Annotated in this window: 19 protein-coding genes and 1 pseudogene; 6 read left to right on the forward strand and 14 right to left on the reverse strand. The window is 60.5% G+C overall.

Going from position 1 to position 18,409, the window contains the following annotated elements; translation table 11 throughout:
- Window positions 1-17: 17 nt before the first annotated feature.
- Complete coding sequence (locus A6U86_RS22080; RefSeq protein ID WP_034506376.1) at window positions 18-299, reverse strand: YiaA/YiaB family inner membrane protein; 282 nt, start codon at window positions 297-299, stop codon at window positions 18-20.
- 37 nt (window positions 300-336) lie between these two features.
- Entirely contained in the window at window positions 337-1,026 is a 690-nt protein-coding gene (locus A6U86_RS22085; RefSeq protein ID WP_068395270.1) for a PspA/IM30 family protein, read from the reverse strand.
- Between the two features lie 111 nt (window positions 1,027-1,137).
- On the opposite strand from A6U86_RS22085, the gene A6U86_RS22090 reads away from it, so the two are divergent.
- Window positions 1,138-1,746, forward strand: coding sequence for a TetR/AcrR family transcriptional regulator (locus A6U86_RS22090; protein ID WP_068395272.1), 609 nt, complete (start codon window positions 1,138-1,140; stop codon window positions 1,744-1,746).
- A 147-nt stretch (window positions 1,747-1,893) separates the two neighbouring features.
- On the opposite strand, the gene A6U86_RS22095 is transcribed toward A6U86_RS22090, so the two are convergent.
- Entirely contained in the window at window positions 1,894-2,778 is an 885-nt protein-coding gene (locus tag A6U86_RS22095) for an alpha/beta fold hydrolase (protein WP_244510053.1), read from the reverse strand.
- Between the two features lie 160 nt (window positions 2,779-2,938).
- Between A6U86_RS22095 and A6U86_RS22100 the strand changes: the two genes are divergently transcribed.
- Complete coding sequence (locus tag A6U86_RS22100) at window positions 2,939-3,304, forward strand: helix-turn-helix domain-containing protein (RefSeq protein WP_244510054.1); 366 nt, start codon at window positions 2,939-2,941, stop codon at window positions 3,302-3,304.
- A gap of 120 nt (window positions 3,305-3,424) precedes the next feature.
- Here the strand turns inward: A6U86_RS22100 and A6U86_RS22105 are convergent, their stop codons facing one another.
- The 8 genes from A6U86_RS22105 to A6U86_RS22140 form a co-directional block, all read right to left on the reverse strand.
- Entirely contained in the window at window positions 3,425-4,174 is a 750-nt protein-coding gene (locus tag A6U86_RS22105; RefSeq protein WP_068395991.1) for a polysaccharide deacetylase family protein, read from the reverse strand.
- A gap of 339 nt (window positions 4,175-4,513) precedes the next feature.
- Window positions 4,514-4,774, reverse strand: a complete 261-nt coding sequence (gene minE / locus A6U86_RS22110) for a cell division topological specificity factor MinE (protein WP_068395276.1) — start codon at window positions 4,772-4,774, stop codon at window positions 4,514-4,516.
- A complete protein-coding gene (minD, locus tag A6U86_RS22115; protein ID WP_068395278.1) occupies window positions 4,771-5,586 on the reverse strand; it encodes a septum site-determining protein MinD in 816 nt (271 codons plus the stop codon). The genes minE and minD overlap by 4 nt, the downstream gene beginning before the upstream one ends.
- A gap of 29 nt (window positions 5,587-5,615) precedes the next feature.
- Window positions 5,616-6,347, reverse strand: coding sequence for a septum site-determining protein MinC (gene minC, locus A6U86_RS22120; protein WP_068395279.1), 732 nt, complete (start codon window positions 6,345-6,347; stop codon window positions 5,616-5,618).
- A gap of 314 nt (window positions 6,348-6,661) precedes the next feature.
- Window positions 6,662-7,078 carry an organic hydroperoxide resistance protein gene (locus A6U86_RS22125; RefSeq protein WP_068395280.1) on the reverse strand — a complete coding sequence of 139 codons (417 nt, stop codon included), beginning with the start codon at window positions 7,076-7,078 and terminating at the stop codon, window positions 6,662-6,664.
- Between the two features lie 174 nt (window positions 7,079-7,252).
- Window positions 7,253-8,587: a sensor histidine kinase KdpD gene (locus A6U86_RS22130; protein ID WP_068395281.1), complete on the reverse strand. Its 1,335-nt coding sequence runs from the start codon at window positions 8,585-8,587 to the stop codon at window positions 7,253-7,255.
- Window positions 8,584-9,324, reverse strand: coding sequence for a response regulator (locus A6U86_RS22135; protein ID WP_047554526.1), 741 nt, complete (start codon window positions 9,322-9,324; stop codon window positions 8,584-8,586). Before A6U86_RS22135 ends, A6U86_RS22130 begins: the two co-directional genes overlap by 4 nt.
- A 113-nt stretch (window positions 9,325-9,437) precedes the next feature.
- Window positions 9,438-10,487 carry an alpha/beta fold hydrolase gene (locus A6U86_RS22140; RefSeq protein WP_068395283.1) on the reverse strand — a complete coding sequence of 350 codons (1,050 nt, stop codon included), beginning with the start codon at window positions 10,485-10,487 and terminating at the stop codon, window positions 9,438-9,440.
- A gap of 358 nt (window positions 10,488-10,845) precedes the next feature.
- On the opposite strand from A6U86_RS22140, the pseudogene A6U86_RS22145 reads away from it, so the two are divergent.
- Together A6U86_RS22145 and A6U86_RS22150 are read left to right on the forward strand one after the other, a co-directional pair.
- Window positions 10,846-12,621: pseudogene (locus tag A6U86_RS22145) on the forward strand (cytochrome c biogenesis protein DipZ).
- Between the two features lie 46 nt (window positions 12,622-12,667).
- Window positions 12,668-13,426, forward strand: coding sequence for an alpha/beta fold hydrolase (locus tag A6U86_RS22150; protein WP_068395285.1), 759 nt, complete (start codon window positions 12,668-12,670; stop codon window positions 13,424-13,426).
- Between the two features lie 44 nt (window positions 13,427-13,470).
- On the opposite strand, the gene A6U86_RS22155 is transcribed toward A6U86_RS22150, so the two are convergent.
- Together A6U86_RS22155 and A6U86_RS22160 are read right to left on the reverse strand one after the other, a co-directional pair.
- Window positions 13,471-14,088, reverse strand: a complete 618-nt coding sequence (locus tag A6U86_RS22155; protein WP_068395287.1) for an O-methyltransferase — start codon at window positions 14,086-14,088, stop codon at window positions 13,471-13,473.
- Between the two features lie 103 nt (window positions 14,089-14,191).
- Window positions 14,192-15,106, reverse strand: a complete 915-nt coding sequence (locus A6U86_RS22160; protein WP_068395289.1) for a LysR family transcriptional regulator — start codon at window positions 15,104-15,106, stop codon at window positions 14,192-14,194.
- A gap of 94 nt (window positions 15,107-15,200) precedes the next feature.
- Between A6U86_RS22160 and A6U86_RS22165 the strand changes: the two genes are divergently transcribed.
- Together A6U86_RS22165 and A6U86_RS22170 are read left to right on the forward strand one after the other, a co-directional pair.
- Window positions 15,201-16,616 carry an aldehyde dehydrogenase family protein gene (locus tag A6U86_RS22165; protein ID WP_068395994.1) on the forward strand — a complete coding sequence of 472 codons (1,416 nt, stop codon included), beginning with the start codon at window positions 15,201-15,203 and terminating at the stop codon, window positions 16,614-16,616.
- 130 nt (window positions 16,617-16,746) lie between these two features.
- Entirely contained in the window at window positions 16,747-17,241 is a 495-nt protein-coding gene (locus A6U86_RS22170; RefSeq protein WP_068395291.1) for a cytochrome b, read from the forward strand.
- 18 nt (window positions 17,242-17,259) lie between these two features.
- Here A6U86_RS22170 and solA read toward each other — a convergent pair whose 3' ends face one another.
- On the reverse strand, window positions 17,260-18,408 hold the full coding sequence (gene solA, locus A6U86_RS22175) for an N-methyl-L-tryptophan oxidase (RefSeq protein ID WP_068395293.1): 1,149 nt from the start codon (window positions 18,406-18,408) through the stop codon (window positions 17,260-17,262).
- Window position 18,409: the final 1 nt, after the last annotated feature.

The raw sequence follows: 18,409 nt of genomic DNA on the forward strand, positions 1-18,409 counted from the left end.
GGCGTCGTTAATAAAGGTTAGTCCTGACCGTCACGATTGAACTTAACGAGCAGCTTCTCGGTGCGGGCATCCTCGACCTTGCGGATCAGCTTGTCGGCCTCGGAGTTGTCGCGAACCGTCTTGGTCACGTTGACCGTCGTCTGTACCAGCATCAGGATACCCATGGCGAGATATCCTTTACCCCATAGGTCGATCGGCATCATGTAGAGACCGACGAAGAGCATAAAGGCGGCGGCGGCGAAGGAGACGTAGGAAAAGCTGACCCAAGCCTGGGAATGTTTCTGGAAGCTGTCGTTCATGATCGTACCCTCTCTCATATGTTCGGTGTGTTCGGTTTCAGGCTGCTGAATTCATGCGGCTGCGCAGGCGGGCAAGCACGTCGTCGGCCGATGGGCCAAGCGGTGCGCCGAAGCCGGCATTGGCAAGCTTTTCGATGATGACCGTCTGCCGGCTCGCCGCGTCCATTTCCTTCATGGCCGAAGCTGCAATCTGGCAACGATCCTGATAGGCGCGAAGGCGCGCCAGCGTTTCCTCTGCATCGTCCAGGGTCGCCAGGCCTGAATTATCTTCACAGGCGGCGCTCAGCTTCTGCGTCTGTTCGGTGGCGCGCGCCAGCCGCTCGCCACGCTGCAATTCCTGCAGGCGTGCTTCGGATGCGCGAACGGTTGCCTTGAGCTTGTCGATCGTCTGGGTGAATTGCGCCTGCGCCTTCTCCGAGGCATCGCGCTCGGCTTCGAGCTGGGCGATCGTCTCGGCCGCTTGCCGGGCAAGCTCTTCACTGCCCTTCTGAAGCGCTGCAACGGCCCGGGTTTCCAGATCGGCGATGCGCCCGGCAAGCGCCGCATGCTGGCTCTTTTCCTGCTCGTTCTGCGCGACTGCGATTGCCACGGCCCGCCGCGCCGACTGAATGGCGCTAGCTGCATCGCGGATCTGCTGCGCAAGCAGCGGCACAGCGTTGCGATCGATGAACGCCTGCTCCGCATCATGAGCTCGGCCGCGGATGAGCGTCAGAATTACATTGAACATTTGTCGTCTCCCGTTTATGAACGTTGTTCACGAAGAGAGGTATGCCAGAACCATGAACGTTGTTCAAGATAAATTTTGAACAACGTTCAAAAAAATGAATTGGAATGATCGATGGCGAAAAACACCCAGGAAAAGCGCGAGGATCTGAAGCTGCGGCTGATCGAGGCGGCGCGCAATCGCATCGCCGCCGATGGCCTGGCAAACCTGCGTGCGCGGGATGTCACGCAGGATGTCGGCTGTGCGCTTGGCGGCCTCTATACCGTCTTTGCCGACCTCGACGAATTGATCATCCACGTCAATTCGGCGACTTTGAAAACACTGGAAGCCTCCCTGGCGCTGGCCGAGGTCAAGAACCGCACGCCGACCGACCGGCTGCGCAACCTTGCACGCGGTTATCTGCTGTTTGCTGTCACCCATCGCAATCTATGGAAGGCGCTTTTCGATCATCGCCCGCCGAATGACCGCCCGAGCCCCGAATGGCATCTGGAGGAGCATATGTTCCTGATGGGCGTCATTGCCGAGCCGTTAGCCGAGCTGCAACCGAACATGTCGGAGACGGCACGCGCGATCCGCGCGAGAACGCTGTTCGGCGCCGTGCATGGCGTTGTCAGCATCAGCATCGAGGGACGGTTCGTCGGCCTGCCGATCGAAAGCCTGGAACAGGAGCTAGACGATTTCATCCTGACGGTCGCGGCAGGAGCCGCGGCGAAACAGGGCTAGTTCCTGTTGGAAAGCAAACGAGCCCCGTCATATGGTGCCGTTCAGGCTGCCACTTCAACGAGCGGCTTGCTGACCGCCTCGATGTCGTCGCCGGCTCCTTGCATCAGCTTGGAACGTCAATAGAGGAGCATTCGGGGCCTCCGTCGCTCATAGCGACTCTACCCAGGACACGATCGCCGAGTTCACATCGTCCTTGCGGTCCTGCATGATCCAGTGCCCGGCGTTCGTCCAGACGTCGACCTTGGACTTCCCGTTCGAGAACCATGTGCGCATCCGTGCGGCCTGGCCCTCGTCACGGCAGAGATGATAGAAGGGAACTGTGATCGTCTTGCAGAAGGTTTCGCTATTGCTGCCAAGACCGACCTGGTCAGATCCGAAGAATAGCGGTCCGAAGGATTCTCGAACAGGATGCTCCGGCATTCCCTGAAGTCGTCTTGCATGCCAGCGCTTGAGTGCCGGATCGGTTGAGGGATCGTAGACGCTTTCGAACAGGGCCGGACCAACCACGCCAGGATTCTGGGTCTTGAGACCATCGACGGCTTTCTTGAAGACCGGCCCAACGCTGTCCGCAAAGCCGATAGAACCATCGACGGACACGACCGCGTCGACAAGATCCGGCCGCTTCGCCGCAAGGCGCGCAGCGACCTGCCCACCCATGGAATGCCCTATCAGTATAAATTTCTCACCCTGGAATTTCCTTTCAATCAGGGCTTCGATGTCCCGAACATAGTCGCCAGGCATGTAGCTGCCGGATGGCATGATCTCGGACCGGCCATGGCCGCGCAGATCGACGGCAACCACCCGGTAGCGGCTTTCGAGGGCGGGCAATTGCCAACTCCAGTCGTGGGAATCGCACGTCCAGCCATGCAGCAGCATCACGTTCCGGCCCCTTCCGGAAACCGTGTAGAAAAGCTTGGCGGCGCGCGGCGGCGCAGCGAGGACAGGATTGGGGCCTGCGGCGGCGGCCGCCACCGTCATTCCAAGAATGGTCATCAGACCGCGCCGCGATAGGTCGAAATTGCTCTCTGCCACGGATAGTCTCCTTTGAAATCTCTGGCATGTCCGCCAGCTTCCCGCTCGGCGGCCCGGCATTGATTGCTCGGTGACTTCTAGATATACGTTGTAAATCTACGATCAATTACGCACCTTAAAGTGCGTAGATATACCGGAGGATATCCAGATGCCCGGAAAGGTGGACAACGTCTTCTTCGCGGACTGTGCGGCGCGCTCGTTTTTCGATCAGGTCGCGAACAAATGGTCCGTCATGATACTGACCGTCCTTGAAGAAAAGCCGACCCGCTTCAATGAGTTCATGCGCAGGCTGGAAGGCATCACGCACAAGGCGCTGACCCAGGCATTGCGACGGCTTGAAAGAAATGGGCTGATCTCGCGCAGAGTGCTGGCGACGTCACCGGTCGCGGTGGAGTATTCGATCACCGATCTCGGCCGAACACTTCAGGCCCCGTTCGGCGCGGTCTACGAGTGGGCGATCAACCACCTGCAGCACATCGAAAAGGCACAGGAAAGCTATGACGCTCGCGCGAATAATGTGACGTAAGCATATTCGAGAACGACGATCGCTTCGGTGCTGAGCCTTCGCCCTGCCACACAAACACGCGAAGCGGTTTCACGCTATGTGCCAGGGATCAAAGACCCGAAACTGAAGATGCAAGAGCGTTCATGGGTTCGAGGGCGCATAGTTCTTGATATCGCCGAAGGCATAGCCGCGCTCCTTCAGCTTGCGAATGAGGGATTGCAAGTTGTCACGGCCGTTGAACTGGTCTTGAAACATCTGATCATGCATGAGCAGGATCATCTTTCCGCGCTGGGTGAAACGGCCGTACTGGAAGAGGTGGTCGATTTCGTTGACCAGGCGGTCCACCGATTGGACCGGCTTGCCATCGTCGCTGTGCACCCATTCGAAGTCCCAGCCATAAAGATAGAAGCCGGCCTCGGCGACGAGCTCGTAGTCCAGCCACTCGCGCTCCCATTGGGCAACGTTGATGGACAGATCCTCCCTCGACACTGTCGGAAGGCGGAAGACGTCCCTGCCCGGCAGGCGCGCATTCACCATCGGCGTGAGACCGAGCACCTGATTGGCATGCAGCATATCCGCAACGACGGCCTGGGTATTGGAATAAAACCGCCTGTAGCGATTGTTGGCATGGCTGTAGCTGTGATTGCCAACCGTCACCAGCGGCATCGCCTTGGCCTGCGCCAGCAAGTCGCGACCGGCAGGGATGGTCTCCACATGCAGGCCGACCATGAACATGGCGGCCGGAACATTCTCCTGGCTCAACACGGAAAGAACGTTTTGCGTTCCCGGCAGTGGACCGTCATCGAATGTCAGATAGATCGTCTTATCCGCAGCCGAGGCTTCGAGGGCGCCCGCCGCAACTACAACGCTTGCAAGGAGCCATCTGAACAACGTTCTCCTGAGACAATTCAACCCGCCCAAGCCTGCCGCCTCCCGCATGATCAAAGCAAACTGGCATATCGCTTCGGACAAGAAAAGCGCTTCGATGCCACCGACAAACGCAAAGGGCGCTCGACCCATTTCTGGGGAGCGCCCTTGCTTTGACCCGGACAGCAAACGCCAGCTCGACACGGAAATGTCAGCACGGCAGGCCATCGTTACAGGTGATGGTGTGCAAATAATAGCGAATCGCACTCTTTGCAAGAGCAAAGATCAAAGAAACACAAAGGATCCCTCAGAAAAGAGAATCCTTTGCTCTTGTCTCGACGTAGCGGCGGTATCAGGCGCCTATCAAGCGGCCTGAAGTGCTGCGTCTCTGGGAATCTCGACGTCGATCTCCAGCATGGAGACATTCTCGTCGCGATCCATCTTCACCTGCACCTTGTCGCGATCGACTTGAACGTGCTTGGCGATGACGGCCAGGATTTCCTCGCGCAGGATGGATACGAGATCCGAATCGACCGAGGCACGCTCATGGGCGAGGAGAATCTGCAGGCGCTCACGCGCCATGGGTGCAGATTGCTGCTTGCGGAACAGTCCAAAGATATTCATGCGGCCCTCCTTGCGAAGATCTTGCCGAAGATGCCCCGCTTTTCACCGGGGATGGTGATCGGCAGCTGCTCGCCGGCAAGGCGGCGTGCGGCTTCGAAATAGGCGAGAGCAGGTGCACTGCGAACATCCGCGAGGGTGACCGGCGAACCGATATTGGAAGCGCGAAGCACGTCCATGCTCTCCGGAATAATTCCGAGCAGAGGAATGGAGAGGATCTCCAGCACGTCGTCGACCTTCAGCATGTCGCCGCGTTCGGCGCGAGCGGCATCGTAGCGGGTGAGCAGCAGGTGCTTTTCCATGCGCTCGCCGCGCTCGGCCTTTAGCGTCTTGGAATCCAGCAGGCCGATGATGCGATCGGAATCGCGCACCGAGGACACCTCCGGATTGGTGACGACGACGGCGACGTCGGCATGACGCATCGCAAGCGTAGCGCCGCGCTCGATGCCTGCCGGGCTGTCGCAGATGACCCAGTCGAAATAGTTCTTGAGCTCGTTGATGACGCGCTCGACACCTTCGGGCGTCAGATTGTCCTTGTCACGCGTCTGCGAAGCCGGCAGCAGGAAGAGCGTCTCCAGCCGCTTGTCGCGGATCAGCGCCTGCGGCAGCTTGGCATCGCCATGAATGACGTTGACCAGATCGTAAACCACTCGACGTTCCGCGCCCATGACCAGATCGAGATTGCGCAGCCCGACGTCGAAATCGACGACGACGACCTTCTCGTTTCTCTGTGCCAGAGCCGCCCCCAATGCGGCAGTCGACGTCGTCTTGCCAACTCCGCCCTTGCCTGATGTGACGACGATTACCTTGCCCATCTCGCTCTCCTGTTTTGGCCGGCTTCGGCTCAGATTAGTTTTTCTGCCATGATCGTTTCGCCATCCAGCCAAAGCTGGACGGATTGTCCGCGAAGGCCGGGGCTGATGTCTTCCGCCATCTTGTAGATGCCATCGATCGCCAGCAGCTCGGCCTCGAGCTTGCGGCAAAATATCCGCGCCGAGGCATTCCCGATGGACCCGGCCATGGCCCTGCCCCGCAGTGCGCCATAGATATGAATGGACCCGCCCGCGATGACTTCCGCACCGGACGCCACCGACCCGATGACGGTGACGTCACCCTCGGGAAAGATCACCGACTGGCCGGAGCGCACCGGCTCGCGGATGATCAGCGACTGGGTGACCGGGCGAACCTCGACCGGCGCCGGCTTGACTTCGCTATTGCGCCGTTCGACCACCGGTTCGGCTTCGTTCACCTCGAAATCGGCAGCCGGACGTCCGCCCTTCAGAATCGGCGGCATTCCCGGCCCGGCAAGCGACGGACGGCCACCCTCGATACCCATGATGCTGACATTGCGAGCCGAAAGCTCCGATATCAGTTCCTTGAGCTGCGCCTTGTCGATCGGCAGATCGGTGATGTCGAGCACCACCGGCCGCCCGAGAAAGAAACCGGCCGAACGGGCCGCCAGGTCGTCGAGCCTGACCAGCCACTGTTCCAGCGGCAGATCGGGCGAAAGCATGACCGCAAGAAAGGAGCGGCCCTTGATACGGATCGAGCGAGCGTCTGTTAGCACTTTGGTCATCTATGTGAATAAATCGTTGACCTTGTGTACCTTTGGCATGGTTAACAGATGGTTAACGCACCGTGTGATTTAGCCCCGATCCGCCCCACAAAACGGCAATGCTCGCAAGCGCCGAAGGCTCTCTGGAACCGGGGTCGTAAACGCATGGAGCAGCGAAAATCGCAGCTCCTGCAAGGAGAAGAATGATAGGTCTCATGGGATCCTCCAGACGCAAGGCACAGCCGGCCTTGCTCGATATTCGATGCAATAAAAATTAACGATTCTGCGCGCCGCGCCTTTCGATACGGCGCGCAATATCGACGCCTGAGCGATTCTCAGGCGAGCTTCAGCTCGACATTGATGTTGCCGCGGGTCGCCTTCGAATAGGGGCAGGTCTGGTGCGCTTCTTCGATAAGCGTTCTTGCCAGATCCGATTCGATGCCCGGCATGCTGATCGTCAGGCGTGCCTGCAGGAAGTAGGCGCCCTCGGTAGTCCCGAGATCCACTTCGGCGTCGACCGAAAGATCGGCCGGCAGCTTGATCTTGCGCTTGCCTGCGGCAAGCCCCATCGCACCGATGAAGCAGGCCGACCAGCCGGCTGCGAAAAGCTGTTCGGGGTTGGTGCCAGCATGGGCGCTGCCGGGAGGCGAAAGCTTGACATCCAACTGGCTGTCATCGCTGCGGGCAGAGCCGTCGCGGCCGCCGATGGTGTGGGTTCTGGCTGTGTAGAGAACCTTGTCGATCTTGGTCATGGAACACTCCTTTGTTGGGTCGCCCGCTTTGCTGTTTCGTCTGGGGCGACGTCCGTTGACGGAGTGGTTTTGATGGATCGACGTATCCGGCATGTTTCGCAAAACGCGGGATTTGTTACGAAGCGTATGCGCTTACAGGCCGGATACAATTACTTACAAAGAGGTTGAAAATCTTCAGGCGGACGATGCGGCAATGACGACTTCGGCCGCCAGGCCGCCGCCATCGCGATTGTAGAGCCTGACGGAGCCGCCGAGTGTCTGCGCCAGTTGCTGAGCGATCGCAAGGCCAAGCCCCGTGCCGCCGGTATTGCGGTTGCGCGATTGCTCCAGCCGGAAGAAAGGCTGCATGGCCGCCTCGATCTGGTCCTGCGGAATGCCCGGCCCTCGATCGAGAACCGTTATGACGACGTCGCCCGTATCCCTGCGTTCCACGGCAATTTCCGCCGCGCCGGCGAATTTCAGGGCATTGTCAATGAAGTTGGTGAGGATGCGGCGAAGCGCATGCGGCTTGGTCGCCACCGTCCCATGGATAAGGCCGAGAATCTCGACCGATTTGCCCGTGTCCTGATAATCATAGCTAATGCTCTCGATGAAGGAGGCAAGATCGATGCGGGAGCTCTTCTCGCCATTGCCGTGGGCACTGCGCGCATAGGCGATGCCATCCTGCACCAGCCGCTCGATCTCGCCGAGATCCTGTAGCAGCTTGGTCTTTTCGGGCGACTCATCAGCGATATCGGCGCGCAGGCGCATACGCGTGATCGGCGTCTGCAGGTCGTGGGAGATCGCCGCGAGAATCTGCACGCGCTCCTCGAGATAGTGCGCGATTCGATCCCGCATCGCATTGAAGGCCTTGGCGGCATGAGCGACCTCGCTCGGCCCCCCATCGTTCAAAGCCTGCCCCTTCTTGTTGGGATCGAGCGCGTCGGCAGCCGCGGCAAGCTCGGCAAGCGGGCGGATCGCCAGACGGACGGCAAACCACGTACACAGCACGATGACCAGCATCTGCACCGCGAAGACGTAAGGCAGCCAGGAGGCGATCGGCATGATGCCCTTCGGCGTGACGTCGATCGTCAGCGGGCTGCCGTCGCTCAAATTCAGATGCGCCTGCAGGCGCGAGATGGGGCCAGGTATCGATTCGATCCGTATGGGAAAACGATGTCCGACGGCATCCTCTATCTTGGCGGCAATTTCTGCGCCATGGCCCGAAGTATCGGGCACACCCGGCAACCCCGGCCCCAACTCGAAGCTATAATTGCCACGACCGAGCCAATCGACGAAGCCGGCCCTCTCGTCGGCCGGCAGACGGTCAAGCACCGCGATAGACGTCGCGACGTCGCTCTCCAGCGTGCCGAGCATCACGGCCTTTGCCGACATGTAGCGCTCGATGTAGAGCACGCTGAAGGAAAGCCCGTAGGCGATCGCAAGCCCGACCAGCAGGATGATCGATATGCGCGAGCGCAAGGTGCTGGGCCACCACAGCCCGCGATGCAGCAGGGTCGCCGTGCTCATGGACGCAGCTCCGCAATTTCTACCGGAACGGAGAAGACATAGCCTTCGCTGCGAACCGTCTTGATATAGGTCGGCTCGCGGGCGTCGTCGCCCAGACGCTGGCGGAGACGGCTGACGAGCAGGTCGATGGAGCGATCGAAGAGATCGGCATCGCGGCCCTGGGTGAGATTCAAAAGCTGGTCGCGATTGAGCACCCGTTGCGGGTGATCGATGAAAACGCGCAGCAGGCGGTATTCGGCACCGCTCAAGGCGATTTCCGTTCCGTCGCGATCGAGAAGGTGACGTCCCACAGTATCGAGTCGCCAGTCACCGAAGACGAGCAATTGCCCGGCCTCGCTGATCTGCAGATTGGGTGGCAGCATCCGCGTTCGTCTCAGCACCGCCTTGATGCGAGCGAGAAGCTCGCGGGCGGCGAATGGCTTGGGCAGGTAATCGTCGGCCCCCATTTCGAGGCCGAGAATCCGGTCCATCTCGTCGCTGCGCGCCGTCAGCATCAGAACCGGCGTCGCCTTGTGCTTTCCGGAGCGAAGCTCGCGACAGAGCACAAGGCCGTCGTCACCCGGCATCATGACGTCGAGCACGATCAGATCGACGGAATTCGCTTCGAGAAAACTGCGCATCTGACGACCATCAGCCGCCGTCGTCGTCCGCAAGCCGTTCTTCGTCAGATAGCTCGACACCAGCTCGCGGATTTCCCGATCGTCATCGACAATCAGGATGTGGTCGATATGCTCCATTTGACTTCCCATTCATCATCGTAAGCATCAGGCTACGAATATTCATCCCCGTCTCGCGTCGGCAGCAGAGGGCGCCGGCATGAGCCGGCGCTTCCTCGCACACTACCGTCGAACTAGAAACGATCAACATCTATCACGGCCTGCACAAACGCCTGCGGTGCTTCCTGAGGAAGGTTATGGCCGATCCCGCCGCTGATGGTGCGATGTTCGTACTTGCCGGAAAACTTGCCGCGATAGGCTGATGGTTCCGGATGCGGAGCGCCGTTCGCATCGCCTTCCATGGTGATGGTCGGGATCGAGATCACTGGCCCTGCTGCCAACGTCTTCTCGTAGGCATCGTACTTCGCCTCGCCTTCGACGAGGCCAAGGCGCCAGCGGTAATTGTGGATAACGACGTCGACATGGTCGGGATTGTCGAACGCCACGGCGGACCGATCGTAGGTCGCATCGTCAAAAGCCCATTGCGGCGACGCGGTGTGCCAGATCAGCTTTGCGAATTCATGCCGGTTTTCCTGGTAGCCGAGGCGACCGCGCTCGGTGGCGAAATAGAACTGGTACCACCAGGCAAGCTCTGCCTTCGGCGGCAGGGGCTTGCGGTTGACCTCCTGGCTGCCGATCAGATAGCCGCTGACCGACACCAGCGCCTTGCAACGTTCGGGCCAAAGGGCCGCCATGATGTCGGCGGTGCGAGCGCCCCAATCGTAACCGGCAATAACGGCCTTTTCGATCTTCAAGGCATCGAGAAGCGCGATCATGTCGACAGCAAGAGCAGCCTGCTGTCCGTTGCGCGGCGTATCGGCCGAAAGGAAGCGGGTGGTGCCATAGCCACGCAGATAGGGGACGATGACGCGATAGCCGGCGTCGGCCAGCAGCGGCGCCACGTCGACGAAGCTATAGATGTCATAGGGCCAGCCATGCAGCAGCAACACGGCCGGACCATTCGCCGGGCCGGCCTCGGCATAGCCGATATTGAGCACGCCCGCATCGATCTGCTTCAGAGCCGCGAAAGATGTATGTGTGCCGGCCTTGACCGCGGGAACGGCAACGGAAGGCTTCGACTGCTGTGCACCGGCGATGGCCGGCAAGCCGAATTCGGCGGCAGCAACGGCGATTGCGGCAATGCCGAAAAAGCGGCGGCGATTGTGGTTGATTTCCTCGGACATCTGTCTCTCCTGTGGAATGGATGTTGACGGCAAGAAAGCCAGCCGCATGTATCGCCGGTGTGTCGCAGGCGGCCGAGTTTTGAATGCCCATGTAGCTTCAGGCGGCGCAGATACAGTCTGATACAATCCGCTTCCTTCACCGGATAGTTTCGGCAAATTACTGGCCTCACTGCAGAATCACTCCGGCACCGCTGAGTTTGTATCGCACTGTATCGAAGCCGAAGACACAGACGTTTCGGTACATTCTCCCCTTCCACCGGACACACTCGAGATACGTCGCCAACGGCAGATAGCGTCACTGCTGAGCACGGCGCGTCGCCGTCCGCAGCCGGTCAATCCGTTCCAAAGGAAAATGACGATGACGCTTCTCATCATTGCCTATCTTGGCGGCGCACTGACGATTCTCAGTCCGTGCATCCTGCCCATTCTCCCCTTCGTCTTCGCCCGCGCCGGGCAGCCCTTCGTCAGAAGCACGCTGCCCATGCTTGCCGGCATGGCGCTCACCTTTGCTTTAGTCGCGACGCTTGCTGCCATCGGCGGTGGCTGGGCCGTTCGCGCCAATGAATATGGCCGCCTCGTCGCGATCGTGCTGCTCGCGCTCTTCGGCCTTAGCCTGCTGTCGCCGCGTGTGTCGAGCCTGCTTTCCCGGCCGGTCGTCGACCTCGGCAACAATCTCCTGAACGCCGCAGGCAAGGGTAGCGCGACATCGAGTGTTCGGAGCTCCTTCGTGCTTGGGATTGCCACCGGGCTGCTCTGGGCACCCTGCGCCGGGCCGATCCTCGGGCTCGTGCTCACCGGTGCTGCCCTGAAGGGCGCCAACCTGCAGACCACATTCCTTCTGCTCGCCTATGGCGCCGGTGCCGCGACCTCGCTCGCCGTCGCCCTCTTCGCCGGTGGAAAGATCTTTGCCCGCATGAAGCAATCACTCGGGATCAGCGAGCGTATCCGCCAATTCGCCGGCGCTGCCGTTCTGGCAGGGGTTGCAGCCATCGCTCTCGGCCTGGATACCGGCCTTCTCGCCCGGCTGTCCTATGCAAGCACCGGCTCGTTCGAGCAGGCTTTGCTGGAGAAGCTGCATAGGAAGCCCTTCGATGCGGCCGCCACCGAAGTCGCCAGCAATAGCGCAATGGTCGCCGTCAGCGATGCGACCCGACCATTCCACAGCGACCTTCCGGTTGAGGGACCGGCCCCTTCGCTCGACGGCGCCGTTACCTGGCTGAACTCGCCGCCACTGACCACTGAGCAGCTTCGCGGCAAGGTCGTGCTCGTCGACTTCTGGACCTACTCTTGCATCAACTGCATCCGCACCATCCCCTATGTTCGTGCCTGGGCGGAGAAATACAAAGATCAGGGCCTCGTCGTCATCGGCGTCCATGCCCCCTAATTCGCCTTTGAGAAGAATGTCGATAACGTCAAGAAGGCGATTGCCGACTTCAAGATCGGCTACCCCGTCGCCATCGACAACGACTATCGCATCTGGCGCGCCTTCGAGAACAACTACTGGCCTGCCCATTATCTGATCGATGCCAAGGGGCAGATCCGCTACGAACATTTCGGCGAAGGCAACTATCCCCAGACCGAGCGTGCGATCCAGGATCTTCTGCGCGAAGCAGGCAGCGACATGGCGCAGAGCGCACCTGTCGTACCGGAAGCAAAGGGTGCAGAGGCAAGCCCCGATCTCGGCCATATCCGCTCCGGTGAAACCTATGTCGGCTACAAGCAGGCGACAGGTTTTGCCTCTCCCGAAAGCCTGAAGGCTGACATCGCCGCCGACTATTCAATTGCCAATCCCGGCCTCAACCAATGGGGATTAGCAGGCACATGGACAGTCGGCGCCGAGCAGGCATCGCTCGGCAAGGCAGGCGGCGGCATAAGTTATCGCTTCAGCGCTCGCGATCTGCATCTCGTCCTCGGGCCGGCAGCCGACGGAAAACCGATCCGCTTCCAGGTGACCCTCGATGGCAAAGCGCCTGGTGCCGACCACGGCTCCGACACCGATGCCGCCGGAAACGGAACGGTGACGGCGACCAAGCTCTACCAGCTCGTTCGCCAGTCCGGCGACGTCACGGCCCGCAACTTTGAAATCCGTTTCCTCGACCCCGGTGTGCAGGCCTACGCCTTCACCTTCGGATGAACCTCCCCACTCCCAACATCAACCTTTACCGACAGGAGTCCTACCCATGAACAAGCGCTTTCTTTCCGCCGTCGCACTTGGCCTTGCCGCAAGCACATTGGCCTTTGCAGTCCAGGCAGCCGAGATCAAGAACATCGTCATCGTCCACGGCGCGCTGGCCGATGGATCCGGCTGGCGCAAGACCACCGAGATCCTCGAAAAGCACGGCTTCAAGGTCTCGATCGTGCAGGAGCCCATCACCTCGCTTGCCGACGACGTTGCAGCAACGAACCGCGTGCTCGACCTGCAGAGCGGCCCCAGCCTGCTTGTGGGACACAGCTATGGCGGCATGGTCATCACCGAGGCGGGCAACCGGCCCGATGTCGCTGGTCTCGTCTATGTCGCAGCGTTTCAGCCCGACAAGGGCGAGAGCCTGATCAGCCTCGCCAGCTCCAAGCCGGCGGGCAGCATGAATATCCGCGAGACGAAGGACGGCCAGTATCTCTATCTCGACCCCGCAACCTTTGCCGCCGATTTCGCCGCGGACCTGCCGAAGGACGAAGCCGATTTCCTGGCGAAATCGCAGGTCTTCGCCGCCAAGGCAGCCTTCACGGCCAAGATCAGCGATCCGGCCTGGCGGATAAAAAAGAGCTGGTCGATCGTGGCCACCCAAGATCGCTCCATCAATCCCGAACTCGAGCGGGATATGGCAAAGCGGGCGGGCAGCGACGTGACGGAGATCAAGTCGAGCCATGCCGTCTTCGCGTCGCAGCCGGAAAAGGTCGCAGCCGTCATTGAGAAGGCGGCCAGAGACGCCGGCAAGTAAAACCAAACCGGCGGCGGCCTTCCGTCTGAGGCCGCCGTCTGTTCCTACACAGGGTCGTATCGGCTGACTTCGATCCCGGAGCCGACAGGCAGGAGGACGGACGTTATGCCTGGCTTGGCGCGAACAGCCTCGCCATAGCGTTTCACGTCCTCATTGCCGGGCATGAACATATTGTCTGCGACGATGATCGCGCCGGGATTGAGCTTGGGATAGAAGGCTTCCAGGCACGAAATGTAGAGATCCTTCCACAGGTCGACGAGGATGAAGTCGACGCCCGAAGGCAATGCCTTGATCATCTCGACCGCGTCGCCGATCTGGAAATCGATATGCTCCGAAAGGCCGGCCTTCCCAGCCATTTCCCTGGCAAACTCGGTCTTGTAGGCGTGCAGCTCCATCGAAATGAGCTTTCCGCCGCTTGCACGCGCGGCTTCGGCAAGCCAGATACCGGAATAGCCGAAGGATGTCCCAAGCTCGAGAATGGTGGGCGTCTTCAGGCTCTTCGCCAGAATATTGATGAAACGACCCGTCTCCGGTCCGACAGCGCGCAACCGACGATCCTGACCGCCATCGCGGCCGCCCGGCGGCATATCCCTGGGCTTGCTGTGTTCCTCGCGAATAAGCTCGTGATAGGCTTCGAGAACGGCTTCGATCTTCTGGTCCATAGCAGGCTCACCTCCAAAGCAATCATCATGATGATGTCGGATGCGATATGGCTACATCTCGATATGACGCCGCTCAAGCTCTATCGGGGTTCATGTCGGAAACTTAATCTTTCGCCTTCGTTGCGCGGGCGCCATTCTGTTCCCGGATGAGATCGATCAGGGCGCGAAGCCTTGCCGGCATCTGGCGCCGCTGGGCGAAATAGAGGCTGAGCCCCGGATAGGGCGGACTCCAATCCTCAAGAACCGTGATCAAGCTGCCGGCCGCGACGTGATCGGCAATGGCCGCTTCGCTGATATAGGCAAGTCCCGCCCCTTCCAGCACCGCGGTCAGCATCAGATCGGACGCATCGAGGGTAAGGCTCCCCGGCGCATCGATCAGCATGGCTTCGCCGCGCCGTTCGAACTCCCATCGATAGAGCCGGCCGCTTGCCATGCGCGCACGAATGCATCGATGCTGCAGGAGATCGCTGGGAACGAGAGGGCGCGGCATCTCGCTGAAATAATCAGCCGAGCCGACGACCAGCGCGCGTAAGGTTGGAACGATCGGGATGGCGACCATATCTGTGGGAACGGCATCGGCGAGGCGAATGCCCGCATCGAAGCCCTTGCCGATGACATCGACCAAAGCATTGTCGGTGACGATCTCGACGTCCACATTCGGGTAGCGCCGCCCGTATTCGAGAATAAGGGGAACCAGCAGCATGCGCGCGGCGCCGGGCGCCATGTTGAGCCGGAGCGTGCCGGATACGGTTGCGGAAGAGATGCCGGCATTCTCGATGGCCGTGTCGATCGCCGCAAGCGCCGGTGCAATATCCGCAACGAAACGCTCGCCGGCGTCCGATAACGTCACGCTCCGCGTCGTCCTGTTGAAGATCCGCACGGACAGGCGCTCCTCCAGCGTCGCGACAGCATGGCTGAGCGCCGATGAGGACATGCCAAGTTCGCGGGCGGCGGCGCGAAAGCCGCCATGCCGTGCAACGGCGGCAATCGCCTCAAGCTCAGCCAGGCTTGCTTTCATTGCGCGATTCTCCTTATCAGCCTGTTCGTCTTTGTCCTTCTAGACCGAACAAATAGCGCATCCTACCTCTATCGTGAAGATGAAGGAGACGCTCATGCGCACGATAGACACCATCTACATCAACGGCCGCTTCGTTCAGCCCCATGGCACGGAGATAGCCCCTCTTTTTAACCCGACCACCGAAGAGCAGATCGGTACCGTCCGCCTTGGAGACGCACGAGATATCGACGATGCCGTGAGCGCCGCCAAGGCGGCTTTCCCGGGCCAGTTGCAAAGCTCCAAGGCCGAACGTATCGCGATGCTGCACAGCCTGCATGAGGCTGTCGCCGCACGCGCCCCGGACCTGACCGACGCCATGCGCGAGGAATATGGCGCGCCGGCCGGCTTCATCGGCTTCTCAGTGCCGCATGCCGCAACGGCTTTCCTCCACATGGCGGAGACACTGAAGGACTATGAGTTTCGCCGTCGCATCGGCCATGCCGAGGTGGAGATGCGGCCCGCCGGCGTTGCAGCCGCCATTACGCCCTGGAACAGCAATTACGGCTTCATCTGCAGCAAGCTCGCCACGGCAATCGCCGCCGGCACCACCATGGTCATCAAACCATCGGAGATGAGCGCGATCCAGACGCAGCTGATCACCGAATGCCTTCATGCCGCCGGGCTGCCGGACGGCGTGTTCAACATCGTCAACGGTTATGGCCATGTGGCGGGCGCGGCCCTCAGCGCGCATCGCGATATCGCCAAGATCAGCTTCACCGGCTCGACGGCCACCGGACGGGCCATTTTTCAGGCTGCTTCAATGACACTGAAACGCGTGACGCTCGAACTCGGCGGCAAGAGCCCGAACGTCATCCTGGATGATGCCGATCTTGATCTCGTCATTCCGCAGGTGCTGGCAGCCGGCTTCGCCAATAGCGGCCAGGCCTGCATCGCCGGCACACGTATTCTCGCTCCTGAAAGCCGGCTGGACGAAATCCATGATCGACTGGCCAAGGCTGTTTCGGCGCTAAGAGTAGGAGATGGGAACGACCCGGCGGTCATGATCGGCCCGATGGTCAGCCAGAAGCAATGGGATCGCGTCCAATCCTATATCCGTCTCGGCCAGGAAGAAGGGGCCAGCGTAGTTGTCGGCGGCGAAGGTCGACCGGAAGGACTCAACCATGGCTGGTTCGTCCGCCCGACGGTCTTCTCCAACGTCAACAATGACATGCGGATTGCACGCGAAGAGATCTTCGGACCCGTACTCTGCGTCATCCCTTATCGCGATGAGGCGCATGCAGTCGAGATCGCCAATGACACGGATTACGGCCTACAGGCCTATGTCTTCTCCTCGGATCTCAGCAGAGCAAAGGGAGTCGCAAACCAGATCGACGCTGGTCGCGTCGTCATAAACGGCGCACCGCACGAGCCGCTTGCGCCCTTTGGCGGGTTCAAACAGTCCGGCATGGGCCGCGAATTCGGCGCCTACGGCCTGGAATCGTTTCTCGAACCGCGTGCCGTTTTGAGTTGATTTGAAGGAGCCCCCGGAGGGCCACGGTATTCCGGGAGGCTCCTTAAATGAACGCGGGTCTGGCCGGCGCATTCAGGTTCTCGTTAGAATCATGTTCTATTTTTAGAACAGTTCCAATCAAGGAGATCCGATGCCGGCCAGATCCGCATACTCCATTCCCCAGCGCCTGCTCCATTGGCTCATGGCTCTGCTTATCTTTTTCAATCTCTTGTTTCCGGATGGCATGAATGCTTGGAAGCACCTGATCCGCAACGGCCAGACACCCTCGCCTGCCGATATCGCCAGTGCCAATATCCACGCCTATGTCGGCATTGCAGTCTTGCTGCTGGCCATCATACGATTGGCCGTCCGCTTCTCGTCCGATACTCCCGAAAGGCCAAACTGTCAGCCGGCATTCCTGCATCATATCGCGCGTGTGACACATGTCTTGCTCTATGCGCTGATCTTCGCGATGCCGCTGTCCGGAATAGCAACCTATTATCTCGGCATCGACGCGGCAGGCTTCGCCCATGGCGGCCCGATCAAAATGCTGCTTTGGATCGTCGTCGTCCTGCACATATTCGGCGCGCTCGTTCAGCACTTCTATTTCAGGTCGGACGTCCTGCGGCGAATGACGATCGGCTAGAGCTTGCCAGTCAGTCAGCTATGCCGCTCGGCCACCAAAGTGCTTGTCAAAGGAAAACAGAGCTGTCGGTAACGCACTTCCACCTTGAAGCGCCAGATCGGCAAGGATCTCGCCGACAACGCTGGTAAACTTGAAACCGTGGCCGGAGCATGCCGAAGAGACCACCACATTCGGCTGCCCCGGCAGGGTATCGATGAGAAAATCCTCGCTCGGCAGCATGGTATAGCGGCAGGTCGTCGCCCTCACGCGGAATGACGCCGCATCCGGCAGACGCTTGGCAGCGAAGCTGTCGAGCAGCGCCGTATCGGTGTCGTTGACGGGCGGATTGGGTGCCCTAGGGTCGATAGGCTCCCTGAAATGCGCGTGACGGCCGACCTTCACGCCATCGACGCCGATCGCCGGGAATCCGAAGAACGAACCGTTCTCCCCCTCGTCACGCAGGAAGCAGGGCATGCGCTTTGGCTCGGCGACGAAGCCGTCCTTCGGCTGATACCAGGCGACGACCTGACGGATCGGCTGCGCATGGGCCTTGAGCTGCGGCACGAGTTCTGCAATCCAGGCACCGGTCGCGACAATGACCTTGCGCGCGCGATAGCGCCCTGTCGTCGAAACAACCGTCACGCCCGCATCATCGGGCTCGATGGCGGTAACCCGCTCGCCGAAATGCAGCGCCGCTCCATCTTCCGCGGCAAGCTTCAGATAGCCCATGATCGCAGCTTCCGGCCTGATATAGCCGCCCTGCGGATCAAGCAGGCCGACTTCACCATCCTCGAGCTCGAACGCCGGGAAGCGGCGCTTCATGGCGTCCCGGTCGAGCATCTCATGCGGCAGGCCGTGCATCTCGCAGGAAGCGCGCGTGCCGCTGACGATCTTGCTGTCGGGCACCCCGATTTGCAGGACGCCGGTCACGGTCAGGATCTCGGCGCGCAGCCGTGCTTCGAGCGAGCGCCAGTTTTGATAGGCGCGCTGCAGCAGCGGGACATAGGAGGGATCTTCGAAATAGCCGAGGCGGATCAGCCGGCTGTCGCCATGCGACGAGCTGAGGGCATGCGCCGGAAAATGCGCTTCGATGCCGATTGCCTTTGCGCCGCGAGCGGCGGCGAAAGCCAGGGCCGCGCTTCCCATCGCGCCGAGACCGATGACGGCAACGTCGAATTCCACGGACATT

Source organism: Rhizobium sp. AC27/96 (assembly GCF_001692325.1).
Lineage (GTDB): Bacteria > Pseudomonadota > Alphaproteobacteria > Rhizobiales > Rhizobiaceae > Rhizobium.

Bases quoted from the DNA above. Each gene is read 5' to 3' on its own strand.
- A6U86_RS22080 (WP_034506376.1), bottom strand. From the start codon at position 299: ATGAACGACAGCTTCCAGAAACATTCCCAGGCTTGGGTCAGCTTTTCC.
- A6U86_RS22085 (WP_068395270.1), bottom strand. From the start codon at position 1,026: ATGTTCAATGTAATTCTGACGCTCATCCGCGGCCGAGCTCATGATGCG.
- A6U86_RS22090 (WP_068395272.1), top strand. From the start codon at position 1,138: ATGGCGAAAAACACCCAGGAAAAGCGCGAGGATCTGAAGCTGCGGCTG.
- minE (WP_068395276.1), bottom strand. From the start codon at position 4,774: ATGAATATCTTTGGACTGTTCCGCAAGCAGCAATCTGCACCCATGGCG.
- minD (WP_068395278.1), bottom strand. From the start codon at position 5,586: ATGGGCAAGGTAATCGTCGTCACATCAGGCAAGGGCGGAGTTGGCAAG.
- minC (WP_068395279.1), bottom strand. From the start codon at position 6,347: ATGACCAAAGTGCTAACAGACGCTCGCTCGATCCGTATCAAGGGCCGC.
- A6U86_RS22125 (WP_068395280.1), bottom strand. From the start codon at position 7,078: ATGACCAAGATCGACAAGGTTCTCTACACAGCCAGAACCCACACCATC.
- A6U86_RS22130 (WP_068395281.1), bottom strand. From the start codon at position 8,587: ATGAGCACGGCGACCCTGCTGCATCGCGGGCTGTGGTGGCCCAGCACC.
- A6U86_RS22135 (WP_047554526.1), bottom strand. From the start codon at position 9,324: ATGGAGCATATCGACCACATCCTGATTGTCGATGACGATCGGGAAATC.
- A6U86_RS22140 (WP_068395283.1), bottom strand. From the start codon at position 10,487: ATGTCCGAGGAAATCAACCACAATCGCCGCCGCTTTTTCGGCATTGCC.
- A6U86_RS22150 (WP_068395285.1), top strand. From the start codon at position 12,668: ATGAACAAGCGCTTTCTTTCCGCCGTCGCACTTGGCCTTGCCGCAAGC.
- A6U86_RS22155 (WP_068395287.1), bottom strand. From the start codon at position 14,088: ATGGACCAGAAGATCGAAGCCGTTCTCGAAGCCTATCACGAGCTTATT.
- A6U86_RS22160 (WP_068395289.1), bottom strand. From the start codon at position 15,106: ATGAAAGCAAGCCTGGCTGAGCTTGAGGCGATTGCCGCCGTTGCACGG.
- A6U86_RS22165 (WP_068395994.1), top strand. From the start codon at position 15,201: ATGCGCACGATAGACACCATCTACATCAACGGCCGCTTCGTTCAGCCC.
- A6U86_RS22170 (WP_068395291.1), top strand. From the start codon at position 16,747: ATGCCGGCCAGATCCGCATACTCCATTCCCCAGCGCCTGCTCCATTGG.
- solA (WP_068395293.1), bottom strand. From the start codon at position 18,408: ATGTCCGTGGAATTCGACGTTGCCGTCATCGGTCTCGGCGCGATGGGA.